This window comes from Mesorhizobium sp. M0047, assembly GCF_040323315.1.
Lineage (GTDB): Bacteria > Pseudomonadota > Alphaproteobacteria > Rhizobiales > Rhizobiaceae > Mesorhizobium.
Map to the genome: position 1 here is coordinate 235570 of NZ_JAMYUW010000006.1, position 18340 is coordinate 253909.

The window sequence follows — 18340 nt, forward strand, 5'->3', positions numbered from 1 at the left end:
CACCGATTGCCCGGCTCCGGATCAGGCTCCAACCTTTTGACTTACTTGAACACCTTGTCGGGTGCGTCGAGACTGTCGGACCCTTCGAAGGCGATGGTGCTGAGTTTCAGGGAGCCAACGGCGCGTTCGATCGACTTCGTCTGGTCGATCAACGCGTCGATTGCCGCCTGCACGGTCGCATTGCCTTGCGTATTGCCCTCGGCGATCTGCTGGTCATAGGCCTCGCCAACCAGCGCCCGCGCCTTGATCGCCTCCATCTTGGCGACCGTCACGTCGAGCTTGTCCGACAGTTCCTTGTCGATCGCCGGATCGGCTGCTTTCACCAGATCGGCCACCGAGGGGCCCGAAACGACGGTGCCGTCGAGCCTGGTATAGCTGGCATGATAGGCGGCGCGAATGCCGATGGCATCATAGAGATGCGAGTTATAGGTGTTGTCGGAGAAGCAGTCATGCTCCTCTTCCGGATCGTGCAGCAGCAGGCCGAGCTTCATGCGCTCGCCGGCCAGTTCGCCGTAGGACAGCGAGCCCATGCCGGTGAAGATGATCGAGATGGCGGTGTTCGGGTCACCGTCGATGAGGGCCTTGCGCGCGGCACCGTCTTCCTTCCAGTCGTTGACCATCTTCTGCAGGTCGGCGACCAGAAGGTCAGTCGCCGATTTCAGGTACTGGGCGCGACGGTCGCAATTGCCGCCGGTGCAGTTCTTGAGGTCGTAGTCGGAATAGGGGCGCTCGCCGGCACCCGGGCCGGTGCCATGCAGGTCCTGACCCCAGAGCAGGAATTCGATGGCATGATAGCCGGTGGCGACGTTTGCCTCCACGCCGCCGGCTTCCTGCAATGTGCCGGAGAGGAATTCCGGCGAAAGGCTCGAAGCGTCGACTTTCTTGCCGTTGATCTCGATCTCCTTGTTGGCGATCACATCGGCCGTATAGAGCGCATTCGCATCCGATTCGGTGCCATAGCTCTTGGCGACATAATCGATCAGCCCTTCGTCCAGCGGCCAGGAGTTCACCTCTCCTTCCCAGTCGTCGACGATCTTGTTGCCGAAGCGATAGACCTCGGTCTGCTGGTAGGGAACCCGCGATGCCCTCCAGGCGTCGCGGGCTGCATTGAGGGTTTCCGCCGAGGGATTGGCGAGAAGCGCGTCGACTGCCTTGTCGAGCGACTGCGCGGTCGTCAGCGAATCCTCATATTTGGCCAAGGCGATGTCGGAATAGGTCTTGATGACCGCCTTCGCATCGGTTTCGGCCTTTGCGGGCAGCACGAACACCGCCGCCGTCAGTAGGACCGTGGCGCCGATTGCGGCAAGCCTGCCGCCATATCGTGCTGTCATAATCGCTCTCCAGTTTCTCGGAATTTTTGTAAACGGCGCGCGCGGCAACTGGCACCAGGCCATCTGCAAGCCATCGGGCGCAAGAGATGCCGCGCCATCGCGCGGTTCGTGGAAGAAAGACACCAAAATGCCTCCAATCGAAAGGGTTCAAGGCCCAGACATTAAAGGGATGCGCTGACACGCGAGCTTCCATAAAGCTGCGACATCGTCGGATGTCAATGGAGATCGGCAAGAAAAATCAATTGAAACAATAGTTTAGAATTATTCTAAACTGCAACTGTCAACTTAATGCGCGGCCTGCACCGGTCTTGCCGCTGAACTGTACGATTGACAGCCGCCATCCCGAGTGCGACCCGCACAGCCTCGCTTGCGGCGGCGCCAGACAATCGCCACATGGCGAGACATCCTAGGATGCCGGCAGGATTGGAATGCAATGAAGAACGGTGTGGTCATTGTCGGCGCGGGTCATGCGGGCGTGCAAGCGGCCGCCAGTCTGCGCGACGACGGCTTTGACGGGCCGGTGATCCTGGTCGGCGACGAGAACGAGCTGCCCTACCATAAACCTCCACTGTCAAAGACCTTCATCAAGGATGCCGAGGCCAGACCGCAACCGTTGCGCGGCGAGGCCTTCTACACCGGCAGCGCCATCGACTTCCGGCCGGGCATCAGGATCGATCGCATCGATGCCGGACGCCGTAGCCTGGAGATATCAGGCGGCGGCGCACTTGCCTTCGACCATCTGATCCTGGCGACCGGCTCGCGCCCGCGCACCTTGCCGCTGCCCGGTTCGGACCTGTCGGGCGTGCTGTCGCTGCGCTCGCTGGCCGATGCGCGTCTGATCCGGAAACTCAGCGCCCAGAGCGACGAGGTCGTCATCCTCGGTGGCGGCTTCATCGGGCTGGAGATCGCCGCGACGTTGCGGGCAGCCGGCCGCACGGTGACCGTGGTCGAGGCGGTCGACCGGCTGCTCGGCCGCGCCGTGGCGCCGGTCGTGGCGAGCCACGTCCGGCAGCGTCTGGAAGCGACAAGCGTGCGCATCCTCACCGGCACCTCGATTGCAAGGCTCGAAGGCGAAAACGGCCATATCGCAGCCGCGATCACGTCCAGCGGTGAAAGGCTGCCGGCGCGCATGGTCATCGTCGGCATCGGCGCCGTGCCGAATGTCGAACTGGCACAGGCCGCAGGCCTCAGCATCGCCAACGGCATCCGCGTCGATCACCAGATGCGCACTTCATCACCTGAAATCCTGGCCATCGGCGACGCCGCCTCATACCGGCACTGGTTCACCGGCGGCGACGTGCGGCTGGAATCGGTGCAGAACGCCACCGACCAGGCGCGGCTTGCCGCACGCACCATTACCGGCCATGCCGATGCCTATTCAGCGGTGCCGTGGTTCTGGTCCGACATCGGCGATATGAAATTGCAGATGGTTGGGCTGACCGCAGGCAGCGACAGCCATGTCGTGCTGGGTGATCTGCCCGATAACAAATTCTCGATCTACCATTATGCTGGAGACCGGCTGCTCGGCATCGAATCGGTGAACCGTCCCGGCGACCACATGCTTGGCCGCAAGATGCTCGGCGCCGGCTTCTCGCCGACGCCGGAGACGGTGGCCATGGGTTTCGAAGGGTTAAAGGCGGCACTGGCCGCGTTTCAGATCATGGAGCCAGCCAAGGCCAGTGCGTAGGGTTGCCAATTATTGCCATACGCAACAAAATGCCTGAATGAGCGTCATCAAGATCCACTTCCCGACAGTTTAAAGCATTTTGTCGATCAGCAAGTGACGGATCGCGGCTATGGCACGAGCAGCGAGTATGTACGTGAATTGATCCGCCACGATCAGGATCGTCAACTTCTGTGCGGTTTGCTGCTCGAAGGTGCATCATCGTCGCCGGGCGCTCCCGCTGATGATGACTATTTTGCCGCGCTGCGAAAACGAACGCAGGGCCAATAATCTAATCGAGCGCTATCCAATGATCTTCGGGTCCTGCGCGCCAAGATGAACATTCCAGCCTTGTTACAGAATCCAAGCTCTTGACGGCACGCTCACCCGGTCGCGTAGGCCGTCAAGAGCTATGGGCGCCGCCGATCAGGCGGCGCAGACTTCGCGGATCGAGCTTTCCAGAATGTCGAGCGCCTCGTTCATGACGCCGTCCTGGATGGTGATCGGCGCCAGGAAGCGGATGACGTTGCCGTAGACGCCGCAGGTCAGCAGGATCAGGCCCTTGTCGAGCGCCTTCAGCCTGATCGCATTGGCTATCTCGGCCGACGGCAGGCCCTTCTTGACGTCGTTGAACTCGACCGCGTTCATGAAGCCGAGGCCTCTTATGTCGACGATCTCGGGCACGTCGTCGCGGATCGACTGCAGCCGCTGCTTCAGTCTTGCACCCAGCGTGTTGGCGCGGTCGCACAGCTTTTCCTCATCGATCACATCGAGCACGGCGAGCGCCGCGGCCACACCGATAGGGCTGCCGCCATAGGTACCGCCGAGCCCGCCGGGGCCGGGTGCATCCATGATTTCGGCGCGGCCGGTGACCGCGGCCAGCGGGAAGCCGCCAGCCAGGCTCTTGGCCATGGTGGTGATGTCGGCCGCCACCTCGTGGTGATCCATCGCGAACATCTTGCCGGTACGGGCAAAGCCGGTCTGCACCTCGTCGGCGATCAGAAGCATGCCGTGCTGGTCGCAAAGCTTGCGCAGAGCCGTCAGGAACTCGCGCGGCGCCTCGTAGAAGCCACCCTCGCCCTGGACCGGCTCGATGATGATGGCGGCGACGCGGGCCGGGTCGACATCGGCCTTGAACAGGCGGTCGAGGGCAGCCAGCGAATCGGCGACCGATACGCCATGCAGCGGCACCGGGAACGGCGCGTGATAGACGTCGCCCGGCATGGCGCCGAAGCCGACCTTGTAGGGCACGACCTTGCCGGTCAGCGCCATACCCATGAAGGTGCGGCCATGGAAGCCGCCGGCAAAGGCGATGACCGCCTGGCGGCCGGTGGCGTTGCGGGCGATCTTGATCGCGTTCTCGACCGCCTCGGCGCCGGTGGTGACGAAGATCGTCTTCTTCTCGAACTTGCCGGGCAGCATGCCGTTCAGCCGTTCGGCCAGCCGCACATAGCTTTCATAGGGTACCACCTGATGGCAGGTGTGGGTGAAGCGGTCGAGCTGCGCCTTGACCGCCGCGATCACCTTGGGGTGGCGGTGACCGGTGTTGACGACGGCGATGCCCGACGAGAAGTCGATGTAGCGACGGCCCTCGACATCCCAGATCTCCGAATTCTCAGCCCGGTCGGCATAGATCTGCGTGGTCATGCCGACGCCGCGCGAGATCGACTGGTTCTTGCGTTCGGAAATGGCTGAATTCTTCATGCTGCCCTCATCGGGCCGGCGCCCGTTCTTGTTTGATGTCGCTGACACGTCTTCTGACCTTATTTCACGTTTTCCTCAAGTTGGCACCGTCAACAGGCGATTGGGCCTGTCGCCCGGCGCGGCCAGAACCAGTCGGCCGGTACGCGTCCGAAGGAGGTTCCCTTTTCCAAGGGATCGATTATCTTCTGAAACCGCGAGGCTCCGCGGCGGGAGCGTCCCACACAGGCGAGAGAAGCCATGAGCCGGAACGTGACATCTCCCGCCTTGCCACTGTCGCCATCCAGCCCTTTGCCGTTTCGAAATGCCCCTATCCTTATCGCCTGCACGATGGCCAGCCTGCTGCTTGCGGGTTGCCAGAAACAGGAGGCGGCCGAACGCAAGCTGCCGACCATGGTGCGCACCGCCGAAGTCAAAATCTCCTTCTATGCCCCGACGACGTCGCTGACCGGGGTCATCGCCGCGCGCACGCTGAACAACCTCGCCTTCCGGGTCGGCGGCCGCGTCGCAGAGCGGCTGGTGGAAATCGGCCAGCATGTCGACAAGGGCACGTTGCTGGCCCGCATCGATCCACAGGAGCAGGAATCGGACCTACGCTCGGCGCAGGCCGATCTCGACGCAGCACAGGCACAATTGACGCAGGCATCCGCCGCCTTCGAGCGCCAAAAGACGCTGCTTGCTCAGGGTTTCACCACGCGCCGCGACTATGATCAGGCAGCACAGGTGCAGAGCGTTGCACAAGGCAGCGTCCAGCAGGCGCAGAGCGCGTTGGACAATGCCCGGGAGAGCTTCACCTTCACCGAGCTGCGGGCCGGCGCGCCGGGTGTCGTCACGGCACGCTCGGTCGAGGCCGGCCAGGTGGTGCAAGGGGCACAAACAGTCTTCACCATCGCCGAGGACGGCGACCGCGACGCCGTCTTCAACGTTCATGAAACGCTGGTTGCCGGCAGCTCGATGGCACCACCGCCGGTGTCGATCACGCTGGTGTCGGATCCGTCGGTGAAGGCGACAGGCAAGGTGCGAGAGATTTCTCCAGCGGTCGACGCCGCCTCGGCCTCGGTTCGGGTCAAGGTCGCCATTCCCGAGACCCCTGCCGCCATGCCGCTCGGCGCCGCCGTCACCGGCACGGTCAGCGCCCAGCCGGTGAAAGCCGTGATCCTGCCCTGGCAGGCGCTGACCTCCAGCAACGGTCAGCCTGCGGTCTGGCTCGTCGACCCTGCTTCCAGGAAGGTTACCGTCGCGCCGGTCGATATTCTCGCTTATGGTTCCGGCGTCATCGTCGTCGACAAGGGGCTGGAGCCCGGCCAGCACGTCATCACTGCCGGTGGACAATTGCTAAGCCCGGGCCAGACGGTCGAGATCGCCGGAGGGGCAACGCAATGAACCGGCCTGCGCGCATGATCGCCCTGTCGGCGCTGGTTGTTGTCGGCGCCTGTTCGGCCGAGCCGGAAAAGGCGCCCGAGATCATCCGGCCGGTGCTTTCGGTGGTGGTCGAGCCGCGCACCAGCCAGACGCTTGGCTTCGCCGGCGTCGTCGAGCCGGAATTCAGTGCCAACCTGGCCTTCCGCCTGCTTGGCCGTGTCGTCACCCGCGACGTCGATATCGGCGACCTCGTCACCAAGGGTACGACGATCGCCACGCTCGATCCGACGGCGCTGGAATTGGCCGTTCAGGCAGCCAAGGCTGGCCTCTCCAACGCACAGGCGGAATTCACCAATGCTTACGCCAGCGAGGAGCGCCAGCGCGCATTGCTGGCAGACAGGAACACCTCGCAGGCCACCTATGAGGCAGCCCAGCAGGCGCGGCAAGCCGCGCAGGCCAATGTCGAGCGCGCCAGGGCGGCGCTGGCTAAGTCTCAGGAACAACTCGGCTATGCCAGGCTGTTTTCGGATTTCGATGGCGTCGTCACCGCCACCGGCGCCGAAGTCGGGCAGACAGTATCGGCCGGCCAGACCGTAGTGACGGTGGCGCGCTCGGACGTGCGCGAAGCCGTCGTCGATATTCCCGACCAGCTGACCGGCGACCTGGCTGACGGAACCGGCTTCGATGTCATCCTGCAGTCTCTGCCCTCGATTCGCACGGAAGCCAAGCTGCGCGAGATCGCGCCGCAGGCCGATAGTTCGACCCGCACCCGCCGCGTGCGCCTGACGCTGCTCAATGCGCCGACCGCGTTCCGGCTCGGCTCGACGGTCACGGCGACACGGGTGATGCCGATCGAGCCGACGATCGAGCTGCCGCTGTCGGCACTGCTCGAAAAGGACGGCAAGCAGCAAGTGTGGATCGTCGATGCGCAATCGAAGATCGCCTTGCACGATATCCAGATCGGCGCCAAACGCGGCGGCAGCTTTGTCGTCACCGGCGGACTTAACGCGGGTGCACGCGTCGTCACCGCAGGCGTGCACAGCCTGACTCCGGGCGAGACGGTCAAGATCCCCGACGGAGCCGCCAAGTGAAGGGCTTCAACCTCTCCGACTGGGCGCTCAGCCATCGTTCGCTGGTCTGGTATTTCATGCTGGTGTTCGTCGTCGCCGGCGTCTCGGCCTATCTCAATCTCGGCCGCGAGGAAGACCCGGCCTTCACCATCAAGACCATGCTGATCCAGGCCAACTGGCCGGGCGCCTCGGTCAACGAGACAGTCCGGCAAGTAACCGACCGCATCGAGAAGAAACTGGAGGAACTCGACAGCCTCGACTACAGCAAATCCGTCACCACGGCCGGCAAGACCGTCGTCTTCGTCAATCTCAAGCCGTCGACCAAGGCACGTGACGTATCGCCGACCTGGGTGCGCATCCGCAACATGATCAACGACATCGGCGCCCAGTTTCCGCAGGGCGTGCAAGGTCCGTTCTTCAACGACAGTTTTGGCGACGTCTACGGCAATATCTACGCCTTCACGGCGGACGGGCTGACATCGCGCCAGCTGCGCGACTATGTCGAGCAGGCGCGCACTCGAATCCTCGCCGTGCCCAATGCCGGCAAGGTCGACCTGATCGGCGCCCAGGACGAGGCGATCTATCTCGAATTTTCGACCCGTCAGATCGCAGCCCTTGGCCTGAACCAGCAGGCGATCGTCGCTAGCCTACAGGCGCAGAACGCGATTGCGCCTTCCGGTGTCATCGAGACCGGCCCCGAACGCGTCAGCGTGCGCGTCTCGGGCCAGTTCACTTCGGAGGAAAGCCTGCGCGCCATCAATTTGCGCGTCAACGACCGTTTCTTTCGGCTGAGCGATGTCGCCACCATCACCCGCGGCTACGCCGATCCGCCGACGGCATTGTTCCGTTTCAACGGCGAGGATGCAATCGGGCTCGCCATCGGCATGAAGCCCAACGCCAACCTGCTCGAATTCGGCAAGGCGCTGAAGGTCGAGATGGACAAGATCGTCGCCGACCTTCCGGTTGGCGTCGGCGTACATCTGGTCGCAGACCAGCCTGTCATTGTTGAGGAAGCGGTCTCGGGCTTCACCCGCGCGCTGTTCGAGGCTGTCGCCATCGTGCTTGCCGTCTCGTTCATCAGCCTCGGCATGCGCGCCGGCTTCGTCGTGGCGCTGTCGATCCCGCTGGTGCTCGCCATCACCTTCCTGTTCATGGACTATCTCGGCATCTCGCTGCAGCGCATTTCGCTGGGCGCGCTGATCATCGCACTCGGCCTGCTGGTCGACGACGCCATGATAGCCGTGGAGATGATGGTGGCGAGGCTGGAGGCCGGCGACAATCTGCGCAAGGCGGCGACCTATGTCTACACCTCGACCGCGTTCCCGATGCTGACCGGAACGCTGGTGACGGTAACCGGCTTCATTCCGATCGGTCTCAACAACAGCGCGGCTGGCGAATACACCTACACGCTGTTCGTCGTCATTGCCGTTTCGCTTCTGGTGTCCTGGATCGTCGCGGTGCTGTTTGCGCCGCTACTCGGCATCACCATCCTGCCTGCGGTGATGAAGCAGAAGCACCACGACAAGCCCGGCCGTTTCACCTCGCTGTTCCGCAGCGTGCTGGTTGGGTCGGTGCGCCGCCACTGGCTGACGATCATCGCGACGGTGCTGTTGTTCGCCGCCTCGGTCGTCGGCATGGGCTTTGTCCAGCAGCAGTTCTTCCCGTCCTCCGACCGGCCGGAACTTATCGTCGATTGGAACCTGCCGCAGAATTCATCGATCGCCGAGACGCGCGACCAGATGGAGCGCTTCGAGAAGGCAGCCCTTGCCGGCAATCCCGACATCGATCACTGGAGCTCCTATATCGGCCAGGGCGCGGTACGCTTCGTGCTTGCCTATGACGTGCAGCCGGCCAATCCCTATTTCGGCCAGACCGTCATCGTCACCAAGAACGTCGAGGCGCGTGACAGGGTAAAGGCGGCAATAGAAAAAATGCTGCGCGACGACTTCATCGGCACCGACGCCTTCGTCAAGACGCTCGAACTCGGTCCGCCCGTCGGCCGGCCGGTGCAATACCGCGTCAGCGGCCCCGACATCCAGACGGTGAGGACGCTGTCGCAACAACTGGCAGGCGTCATCTCGGCCAATCCCAAGCTTGGCGCGCCGATCTTCGACTGGAACGAACCGTCGCGGGTGCTGAAAGTGGACGTGCTGCAGGACAAGGCGCGCCAGCTTGGCGTCACCTCGTCGGACATCTCCAATGCGCTGAACAGCATCGTCGGCGGCGTCACCATAACCCAGGTGCGCGACGCCACGTACCTCATCAACGTCGTGGTCCGCTCACGCGATGCCGAGCGCGGCTCGATCGAGACGCTGCGCAACATGCAATTGCCGACCGGTGCCGGCGAATCCATCCCGCTGGCCGCCGTCGCCAACTTCCACTACGAGTTGGAGCAGCCGACAGTCTGGCGACGCAGCCGCGTGCCGACGATCACCGTGGGCGCCGGGCTCGTGGGCGATGCGCTGCCGGCGACGGTGGTCAACGAGTTGAAACCCTCGGTCGATGCCTTCATCGGCAAGCTGCCGGTCGGCTACGCCATCGCCACCGCCGGCTCGGTCGAGGAAAGCGCCAACAGCCAGGGGCCGATCGCGGCAGTCGTGCCGCTGATGCTGTTCATCATGGCGACGATCCTGATGATCCAGCTGCAAAGCTTCCAGCGGCTGTTCCTGGTGGTGGCCGTCGCACCGCTTGGGTTGATCGGCGTGGTTGCTGCGCTGTTGCCAAGCGGCGCTCCGCTCGGCTTCGTCGCCATCCTCGGCGTGCTGGCGTTGATCGGCATTCTGATCCGCAACTCCGTCATCCTGATCGTGCAGATCGAGGACCTCGTCGCCGAGGGCAAGGACCGCTGGGCGGCCGTGATCGAGGCAACTGAACACCGCATGCGGCCGATCGCGCTGACGGCGGCGGCCGCCAGCCTGGCGCTGATTCCGATCGCACGCGAGGTGTTCTGGGCACCGATGGCGTTCGCCATGATGGGCGGCATCATTGCCGGCACGGCGATCACGCTGCTGTTCCTGCCGGCGCTCTATGTGGCCTGGTTCAGGATCAAGGAGCCGAAGCAGTGGCCAGAAAGTGCAAGTGACGCGATTGCGGAAGGCGGCCCAGCCTAAGGACAAGTTGCGATTGACGTCGAGTCTGTGGCGCCCCCCTCTGCCCTGCCGGGCATCTCCCCCTCAAGGGGGGAGATTGGCAGTTTCGGTCACCTCGCCAACCTTGCGCTGTTTGTAATTGGCGAAAGCGGTTGTGCGAGTAATCTCCCCCCTTGAGGGGGAGATGGCCGGCAGGCCAGAGGGGGGCGCCACAGACTCGACGTAGAGATTCGGCTACGCCCGCACAAATCCGTCGCTGGCCCTGAGCAGATTGCGCGTGTAATCCTTGGTCACGCGGCGCTCGACGAGGTCTGCCGCCGCCAGATTCTCAACCGCCTCGCCGCTTTGCATCACCATCAGCCGCTCGCACATATGGGTGATGATGGCGAGGTCGTGGCTGACCATCAGGAATGTCAGCTTGCGCCGCCGGCGGACTTCTTCCAGAAGGTTGAGCACTTCCGCCTGCACCGAGGCGTCGAGCGCCGAGGTCGGTTCGTCGAGTAGCAGGATCGACGGTTCGAGAATGAGCGCTCGGGCAATCGCCACGCGCTGGCGCTGGCCGCCCGACAATTGATGGGAGTAGCGGAAGCGAAAGCCGTTTCCCAGGCCAACCTCGTCGAGCGCCCGCTGGATGCGCTTTTCGCCGTCGGCAAAGCCATGGATGGCAAGCGGCTCCTGCAGCAGCCGGTCGACGGTCTGGCGCGGATGCAGCGAGCCGTAGGGATCCTGGAAGACCATCTGGACTTCGCGATAAAAGGCTTTGTCGCGGCGCGCGCCGAGCGTCTTGCCGTTGACGGCGATGCTGCCCGAAGCGACCGGCGCCAGACCGGCGATGGCCCGCAGCAGCGTCGATTTGCCGGAACCGGATTCGCCTACCAGGCCGAAGGATTCGCCCGGCTGCACGTCGAGGCTCACACCTTTCAGTGCGCGGAAACGGTCGAAGATCACTTCCAGCCTGTCGACGGCAATCGCTGACGTCATGCCGCCCACTCCGGCTTGCGGTCGAGCACCGGCAACGGGTGACGGTCGGCACCTATCTTGGGCATGCAGTTGAGCAGGCCGCGCGTGTAGGGATGCTGGGCATGGCCGAGTTCGGAGGCCTTGAGCTGCTCGACCACCTTGCCTGCATACATGACGATGACGCGGTCGCAGAAGGATGAGACCAGGCGCAGATCGTGCGAGATGAAGATCAGCCCCATGCCGCGCTCGCTGACCAGCCGATCAAGGATGCCGAGTACGTCGAGCTGCACGGTGACGTCGAGCGCCGAGGTCGGCTCGTCGGCTATCATCATTTCCGGCCCGGCGATCAGCATCATGGCGATCATGGCGCGCTGGCCCATGCCGCCGGACACTTCATGCGGATGCAGGTCGAAGACGCGGGCCGGATCGCGGATCTGCACCGCCTCCAGCATTGCCAGTGCGCGATCGCGCGCCTCGGCTTTGCCGACCTTTTCATGGGTGCGCAGCGTCTCGACGATCTGGCGGCCGATGCTCATAACCGGATCGAGCGAATATTTCGGATCCTGCAGGATCATGGCGATGCGCTTTCCCCGCAGTGACCGGCGTTCGCGTGGCGAGACGCTGAGCAGGTCGATGCCGTCGAAGGAAAGCTTGTTGGCCGATATCCGCGCCTGCGGCGGCGTCAGGCCCATGATGGCGCGGCCGGTCTGCGATTTGCCCGAGCCGGACTCGCCGACGATGCCGAGCCGCTCGCGGCCGAGCGAAAAGGAGACGCCGCGAACCGCTTCGATCAGCCCGGTGCGGGTCGGGAAGGTGACGCGGAGATCCTCGACATCGAGCAGCGCGCTCGTTGATCGCTGCTGGTTGGGATCGTGGCTCATTGGTCGCCGCTCCGCGGATCGAGCGCGTCGCGCAGGCCGTCACCGAGCAGGTTGAAGCCGAGGCTGACGATGAGGATGGCGAAGCCTGGCGCGCCGGCCACCCACCATTGATCGAGCACGAAGCGACGCCCCGAAGCGATCATCGTGCCCCATTCCGGCAGCGGCGGCTGCGCGCCAAGACCGAGGAAACCGAGGCCGGCGGCGGTCAGGATTATGCCGGCCATGTCGAGCGTCACCCGGATGATCAGAGAGGAGATGCAGAGCGGCATGATGTGACGCAGCACGATGCGGAAGGGCGAGGCACCCATCAGCTGCACCGCCTTGATGTAATCGGAATTGCGCACAGTCAGCGTCTCGGCGCGCGCGATGCGTGCGTAAGGCGGCCAGGAGGTGATGGCGATGGCAAGCACAGCGTTCTCGATGCCTGGCCCAAGGGCTGCGACAAAGGCCAGCGCCAGGATCAGCTTGGGGAAGGCGAGGAAAATATCGGTGATGCGCATCAGGATGGCATCGGTCCAGCCGCCGGCATAGCCGGCGACAGTGCCGACCAGCAGGCCGATCGGTGCGGCGATAATCGCAACCAGGATGACCACATAAAGCGTCCAGCGCGAGCCGTAGAGGATGCGCGAAAGGATGTCGCGGCCGAGGTCGTCGGTGCCGAACCAGTGCTCGGCGCTCGGAGCCAGCAGACGCGCGTTTTTCAGGTCGCCAAATGTCGGCGAATACGGCGCCAGCACGCCGGCAAAGGCGGCAACGACCAGCAAGGCGATGATGATGAGCAGGCCGAGAAACGCCAGCCGGTTGGCGGAAAAGCGCCGCCACGCCACGTAGGCGCGGCCGAGTCTTGCCTGCATGCGCGAGGCCGGCCGCTCGCTGAGCAGCCAGTCACGACGAGAGAGAGGGCGGGCGTCGGAGGCGGTCATGACGATGCCTCTTGGAGCTGTCGACCCCCACTCCGGTCTGCTTCGCAGACCACCTCTCCCCCGCTCGACGGGGGAGAGGAAAGGCGCCAGGCGTGCGCCCGGCTTTTCCTCTCCCCCGGGCAGGGGGAGAGGTGGCCCGAAGGGCCGGAGTGGGGGTGATCGGGCGCAACTGAGCCCGAAAGTGGGATGCCTCTGCTCATCTTACCTTCGTCCTCGGATCGAGCACGCGGTAGAGCAGGTCGGAGAGCAGATTGATGGCGATGAACACCGAGCCGATGACGATGGTGCCGCCGAGCACGGCATTCATGTCGGCATTCTGTAGCGAATTGGTGATGTAGAGACCGATGCCTGGCCACGAAAAGACAGTCTCGGTCAGCACCGAACCTTCAAGCAGGCCGGCATAGGACAGTGCAATCACCGTCACCATCGGCACGGCCGCGTTGCGTAATGCGTGGCCCCAAATGATGCGGGTCTCCGACAGGCCCTTGGCGCGCGCCGCGACGATGTATTCCTGCGACAGCTCGTTGAGCATGAACGAGCGCGTCATGCGGCTGATATAGGCGAGCGAGAAATAGCCGAGCAGCGAAGCCGGCAGGATGATGTGGCGGAAGGCATCGTGGAAGACATCCCACTGCCGCTGCCACAGGGAATCCAGCAGGTAGAAACCGGTGATCGGCGTGAAGGTGTACTCATAGACGACGTCGAGCCTCGCCGGGAAGGCCACCCATTGCAGCTTGGCGTAGAACAAAACCAGCGCCAGCAGTCCGAGCCAGAAAATCGGCACGGAATAGCCGATCAGGCCGATGATGCGCACGATCTGGTCGATGAGACTGCCGCGCCTGACCGCGGCCAGCACACCAAGCGGCACGCCGAACAGCGCACCGATCAACGTTCCCAGCGTCGCCAGCTCCGTGGTCGCCGGAAGCGCTCGGCGAATGTCGGTCATGACGGGGTTCGTGGTCAGCACTGAGACGCCGAAATTGCCGTTCAGGGCATTTTTCACATAGATATAGAACTGCTCGATCAACGGCAGGTCGAGGCCCATCTCGCGGCGCGTGCGCTCGACGACATTGGCCGGCGCCCGGTCGCCGAGCACCGCCAGCACCGGGTCGATCGGGATGACACGACCGATGAAGAAGGTCACCGCGAGCAGACCAAGATAGGTCGTGATCGCGATGACCAGGAAGCGGCCGAGCGATGATGCAATGGCGACGGCGCGGGCGCTGCCGCGCCCGCTCCCATTTTCAACCGCGCTCATGCGGCGCCCGCGGCGTTATTTCGAGACCGGCCCGACGAAGTTGCTGTCGAAGCTCGGGCCGAGTGCGAAGCCCTTGAGGTTCTTGCGCAGGCCGGCCACTTCCAGCTGCTGGTGGATGACGACGAAAGGACTGGTGTCGAGGATCTTCTTCTGGAGATCCTTGTACATGTCGGCGCGTTTGCCGGCGTCCTTCTCGAGCAAAGCCGCTTCCGTTTCCTTGGTCAGGTCCGGAATGTCCCAGGAGTTCCGCCAGGCAAGCGTGTGGGACTTGCCGGCATCCGAATTGTCCGGGTTCGAGGCAAAGGTCTGGGCATTGGAGTTCGGATCGAAATAGTCCTGACCCCACTGGCCGATATAGATGTCGTGATTGCGGGCGCGATATTTGGTCAGCGTCTGCTTGCCGTCGCCGGGAATGATCTCCAGCTTGATACCGGCCTGGCCAAGCGTCTGCTGGATCGATTCCGCCATGCCCGTCGTCGGCTGGCCGGTGCGAACGTCCATGGTTACGCTGAAACCGTCGGCCAGACCTGCCTTGGCGAGCAATTCCTTGGCCTTGGCGACGTCGAGCTTGAACGGATTCTCGTCGAGCTCGCCGAGCACGCCCTTGGGCAGGAAGGTCTGGTGGATCTCACCGATGCCCTTGAGAATGGTCGAGCTCAAGGCATCATAGTCGACCAGATATTTGAATGCTTGGCGAACCTCGGGCTTGGCGAGTTTCGCGTTCTTCTGGTTGAGGCTGATATAGAAGACCGTGCCCTTCGGCGCGCTGGTGGTGGTGAGGTCGGCGTTCTTGGCGATTGCGTCGAGGTCGTTCGGCTCGAGATTACGGGCGACGTCGATGTCGCCGGCTTCGAGCGCCAGGCGCTGGGCCGAGCTTTCCTTCATGTTGCGATAAATGACGCGGGCTAGTTTGGCCTTTTCGCCGTAGTAATTGTCGTTGCGCTCGAGAACGACAGCCTCGTTGGCGCGCCATTCGCGCAGCTTGAAGACGCCGGAGCCGGCATAGCCGGTCTTCAGCCAGGCATTGCCGAAATCATTGTCCCATTTGTAGTCGGCGGTGGGTGCCGCGGTGACGACATGTTCCTTGACCAGCTTGGCATCGACGACCGAGGCGACCGTTGCCGACAGGCAGTTCAGCACGAAGCTCGGCGCATAGGCCTTGTCGACGGTGAACTGGAAAGTGCTGTCGTCGACCGCCTTGGCCTTTTCGGTGACGTTGTCGCCGCTGATGCCGAACTGTCCGATGATGAAGGCCGGGCTCTTGTCGAGCTTGATGGCACGCTCGAATGAATAGGCAACGTCTGCCGCCGTGATCGGATTGCCAGAAGCAAATTTGAGACCGGGCTTCAGTTTGAACGTGTAGGTCAGGCCATCGTCGGAGACGGTCCAGCTTTCGGCGAGGTCGCCCTTGACCTTGGAGGTGTCGTTGAGGTCGAGACGGACCAGCAGATCATAGGTGTTGCCGGTGACCTCGGCAGTAGATAGCTCGAATGCCTCGTTCGGATCCATGGTGATGATGTCGTCGATCGCGAAACCTTCGACCAGCGTGTCGGCGGGCGTGACCGCACCGGCAGGCGCGCCGGCCAGAAGCAGCGCGGACATGGCCGCACCCGCGAGCAAGATGCGGGAGCGGAGAGCAAACTTTTCCATCATCATCGTGATTGTTCCCTGTTTTGTTGTTTGGCGACCTGAGTTCCCGGCTCAGGGATGCAGAAAATTCTTTCGGGGCCGGAAGACGGCCTCTGACCCGCTACCGTCGTGTTTTTTGTCCAGTTGGTCAACACCCTAATCCGGCGGCCCCCAACTCGGCAACGGGGTTTTGTAAGACGATACATTGGACCAGAAGGAGCTGTTGGAAGTCGATGCATTTGGCGGCTAAGAGAGGCTGCCAAATGAGAAAAATCTGCTAATTCAGGGCTACTTCAGCGCTGTCACCAACTCGGCATCGGGGAAGCAGCTTACGGCGCGACCGTTCTTGGCCTGCCACGTGCCGATCGAACGGCGGGTCTTGAAGCCGGGCAGTCCGTCGACGCTGCCGACATCATAGCCCTTGGCTTGCAGCGCGCGCTGCAGGGCGGCGATGTCGGAACGGTGGAGCCCGCCAACCGCGCCCCAGCTGCCTGCGAAATTCGAGTCGCCATGGGCTATGCGATCGGCGCCATGACCGATGAACAGCGCGTAGAGGTCGCTGGTGTTGTATTCCTTCAGCACGTAGAAATTGGGCGTGGCGATAAAGGCCGGGCCGCTGCGCCCGGCCGGCATCAGCAGGAAACCCTCGGATTTAAGCTCGCTCGTCGGAAACGGTTTGCCGCCAACGCGCTTAATGCCCATTGCCGCCCACTCGGCAATCTTCTTGCCCTGGTCCGGGCCTTCCAGCGCGCAGGAAACCTGATCCGGCACAGTCACCTCGAAGCCCCAGCCGCGGCCCTTCACCCAACCATAATGGACGAGATAATTGGCAATCGAAGCCAGTACATCCGGCGTCGAGTTCCAGATGTCGACGCGGCCGTCGCCATCGAAATCGACGGCATGCTTCAGGAAAGAGGTCGGCATGAATTGCGGCTGGCCGAGCGCCCCGGCCCATGACGATTTCATCGCGCCGACCGGGGCCAGCCCGCGCTCGACGATTTCGAGTGCCGCCAGGAGCTCGGTGCGGAAAAAGTCCTTCTTGGTCGACATGAACGCCTTGGTGCCAAGCACCTCGAAGGCGTCATAAGGCATTTTCGCCGCACCGAAGCCGGTCTCGCGGCCCCAGATCGCCAAAAGCACTTCTCCCGGCACGCCGTAGCGCTTCTCGATGGCCGCAAGCGTCCTGGCATTGGTGGCTTCACGCGCACGTCCGCCTGCGGTTACCGCAAGAACCGTCTTCTCGGCGAAATAGGCGCCGGGCGAGCCGAATTCGGCCTGGAGCTGTTTCTGCGGCGTGGTCGCCTTCTCGCCCGGTTTGACCAAATCGGGCAGCTTCAGATTGGGATTGATGCCGTCGAAGGCGGCATCGAAGGTGTGCCTGGAAATGCCTTTCGCCTTGGCCTGCGGCCACAGGTCGTCCTGCAGCCAGGCGCGAAACTGGTCGTTGATCGTTGCAGCGGAGGCGGGGACAGAAAGGAGGAGACTGGTTAGCGCGGCCAGAAGAAATGCAGAGACTACATTGCGAAGGTTGCGTTCTGCGGCGCCCCCCTCTGTCCTGCCGGACATCTCCCCCTCAAGGGGGGAGATCGGCTGCTTCGATCTCGGCGCCAAACTAGCCCCTTTGAAAATTCGCGAAAACAAGTGTGACAGCCAATCTCCCCCCTTGAGGGGGAGATGTCCGGCAGGACAGAGGGGGGTGTTTGGCACCAGCCTCGAAGGACGCGCAACGATCATGATCCGCACCCTCTCCCGCAACTTCGTCAAAACGCCGTCCGCGAGCGCAGTGCCGCGGCCAGCGTGCCTTCGTCGAGATAGTCGAGTTCGCCGCCGACCGGCACGCCATGTGCCAGCCGCGTCACCTTGATGTCGAAGCCGGACAGCTGGTCGGTGAGGTAATGCGCGGTGGTCTGGCCCTCGACCGTCGCGTTGACGGCGAGGATGATCTCCTTGACCTCGCCACCGGCGACACGGTCGACCAGCGAGCGCATGTTGAGCTGGTCGGGCCCGATGCCGTCGAGCGGCGACAGCGTTCCGCCGAGCACGTGATAGCGCACGTTCATCGCCGCCGCGCGCTCCAGCGCCCACAGGTCGGAGACGTCCTCGACGACGATGATGGTGCCGGCGTCACGGCGCGGATCGGTGCAGATCATGCAAGGGTCGGATGTATCGACATTGCCGCAGGTCGAGCAGATGCGCACCTTGTCTGCCGCCTCGGCCATGGCGGCGGCGAGCGGCGACAGCAGTTGCTCCTTCTTCTTGATCAGGTGGAGTGCCGCACGCCTGGCCGAACGGGGTCCCAGCCCCGGCACCTTGGCCAGGAGCTGGATCAGGCGTTCGATCTCGGGACCGGCGATTCGCTTCGACATCGCTCTGATCTAGAGCAATTCCAGGAAAAGTGCGAAGCGGTTTTCCGTCCGGAGTTGCGTCAAAACGAAAAGCTGGAGCGGTTCACCGTTTCCGCGAAACGGTGAAC

At 63.3% G+C, this 18340-nt stretch carries 14 protein-coding genes; 5 read left to right on the forward strand and 9 right to left on the reverse strand.

The annotated features are described in order from the left end of the window. Positions 1-41: 41 nt before the first annotated feature. Complete coding sequence (locus NKJ89_RS08375; RefSeq protein ID WP_352601477.1) at positions 42-1331, reverse strand: imelysin family protein; 1290 nt, start codon at positions 1329-1331, stop codon at positions 42-44. A gap of 433 nt (positions 1332-1764) precedes the next feature. Between NKJ89_RS08375 and NKJ89_RS08380 the strand changes: the two genes are divergently transcribed. Both NKJ89_RS08380 and NKJ89_RS08385 read left to right on the forward strand, forming a co-directional pair. Then, positions 1765-3018 carry an NAD(P)/FAD-dependent oxidoreductase gene (locus NKJ89_RS08380; RefSeq protein ID WP_352601479.1) on the forward strand — a complete coding sequence of 418 codons (1254 nt, stop codon included), beginning with the start codon at positions 1765-1767 and terminating at the stop codon, positions 3016-3018. A 12-nt stretch (positions 3019-3030) separates the two neighbouring features. Further along, a complete protein-coding gene (locus NKJ89_RS08385; RefSeq protein WP_352601481.1) occupies positions 3031-3285 on the forward strand; it encodes a ribbon-helix-helix domain-containing protein in 255 nt (84 codons plus the stop codon). Between the two features lie 135 nt (positions 3286-3420). On the opposite strand, the gene NKJ89_RS08390 is transcribed toward NKJ89_RS08385, so the two are convergent. Further along, positions 3421-4698 (reverse strand): 4-aminobutyrate--2-oxoglutarate transaminase, encoded by a 1278-nt coding sequence (locus tag NKJ89_RS08390; protein WP_352601483.1) that lies wholly within the window; start codon positions 4696-4698, stop codon positions 3421-3423. Between the two features lie 237 nt (positions 4699-4935). On the opposite strand from NKJ89_RS08390, the gene NKJ89_RS08395 reads away from it, so the two are divergent. Genes NKJ89_RS08395 through NKJ89_RS08405 form a run of 3 tightly spaced genes read left to right on the forward strand, consistent with a single transcriptional unit; the run spans position 4936 to position 10237 of the window. Continuing rightward, entirely contained in the window at positions 4936-6078 is a 1143-nt protein-coding gene (locus NKJ89_RS08395; RefSeq protein ID WP_352601485.1) for an efflux RND transporter periplasmic adaptor subunit, read from the forward strand. Beyond that, entirely contained in the window at positions 6075-7148 is a 1074-nt protein-coding gene (locus NKJ89_RS08400) for an efflux RND transporter periplasmic adaptor subunit (protein WP_352601487.1), read from the forward strand. The genes NKJ89_RS08395 and NKJ89_RS08400 overlap by 4 nt, the downstream gene beginning before the upstream one ends. Beyond that, complete coding sequence (locus NKJ89_RS08405; protein ID WP_352601489.1) at positions 7145-10237, forward strand: efflux RND transporter permease subunit; 3093 nt, start codon at positions 7145-7147, stop codon at positions 10235-10237. The genes NKJ89_RS08400 and NKJ89_RS08405 overlap by 4 nt, the downstream gene beginning before the upstream one ends. Before the next feature lie 213 nt (positions 10238-10450). On the opposite strand, the gene NKJ89_RS08410 is transcribed toward NKJ89_RS08405, so the two are convergent. From NKJ89_RS08410 to recR, 7 genes are all read right to left on the reverse strand, one after another. Then, positions 10451-11197 (reverse strand): ABC transporter ATP-binding protein, encoded by a 747-nt coding sequence (locus NKJ89_RS08410; RefSeq protein WP_352601491.1) that lies wholly within the window; start codon positions 11195-11197, stop codon positions 10451-10453. Next, positions 11194-12057, reverse strand: coding sequence for an ABC transporter ATP-binding protein (locus NKJ89_RS08415; RefSeq protein ID WP_352601492.1), 864 nt, complete (start codon positions 12055-12057; stop codon positions 11194-11196). Before NKJ89_RS08415 ends, NKJ89_RS08410 begins: the two co-directional genes overlap by 4 nt. Then, positions 12054-12980 carry a nickel transporter permease gene (nikC, locus tag NKJ89_RS08420; RefSeq protein ID WP_352601493.1) on the reverse strand — a complete coding sequence of 309 codons (927 nt, stop codon included), beginning with the start codon at positions 12978-12980 and terminating at the stop codon, positions 12054-12056. The genes NKJ89_RS08415 and nikC overlap by 4 nt, the downstream gene beginning before the upstream one ends. Before the next feature lie 196 nt (positions 12981-13176). After that, the gene (locus NKJ89_RS08425; protein ID WP_352601495.1) at positions 13177-14238 is read right to left on the reverse strand and encodes an ABC transporter permease; all 1062 of its coding nucleotides are present in this window, start codon (positions 14236-14238) and stop codon (positions 13177-13179) included. A 15-nt stretch (positions 14239-14253) separates the two neighbouring features. Further along, positions 14254-15894 (reverse strand): ABC transporter substrate-binding protein, encoded by a 1641-nt coding sequence (locus NKJ89_RS08430; protein WP_023758149.1) that lies wholly within the window; start codon positions 15892-15894, stop codon positions 14254-14256. Between the two features lie 261 nt (positions 15895-16155). Further along, positions 16156-17433 (reverse strand): lytic murein transglycosylase, encoded by a 1278-nt coding sequence (locus tag NKJ89_RS08435; protein ID WP_352601497.1) that lies wholly within the window; start codon positions 17431-17433, stop codon positions 16156-16158. Positions 17434-17627: 194 nt separating this feature from the next. Then, positions 17628-18233, reverse strand: coding sequence for a recombination mediator RecR (recR, locus tag NKJ89_RS08440; RefSeq protein ID WP_027039603.1), 606 nt, complete (start codon positions 18231-18233; stop codon positions 17628-17630). Between the last annotated feature and the right edge of the window lie 107 nt (positions 18234-18340).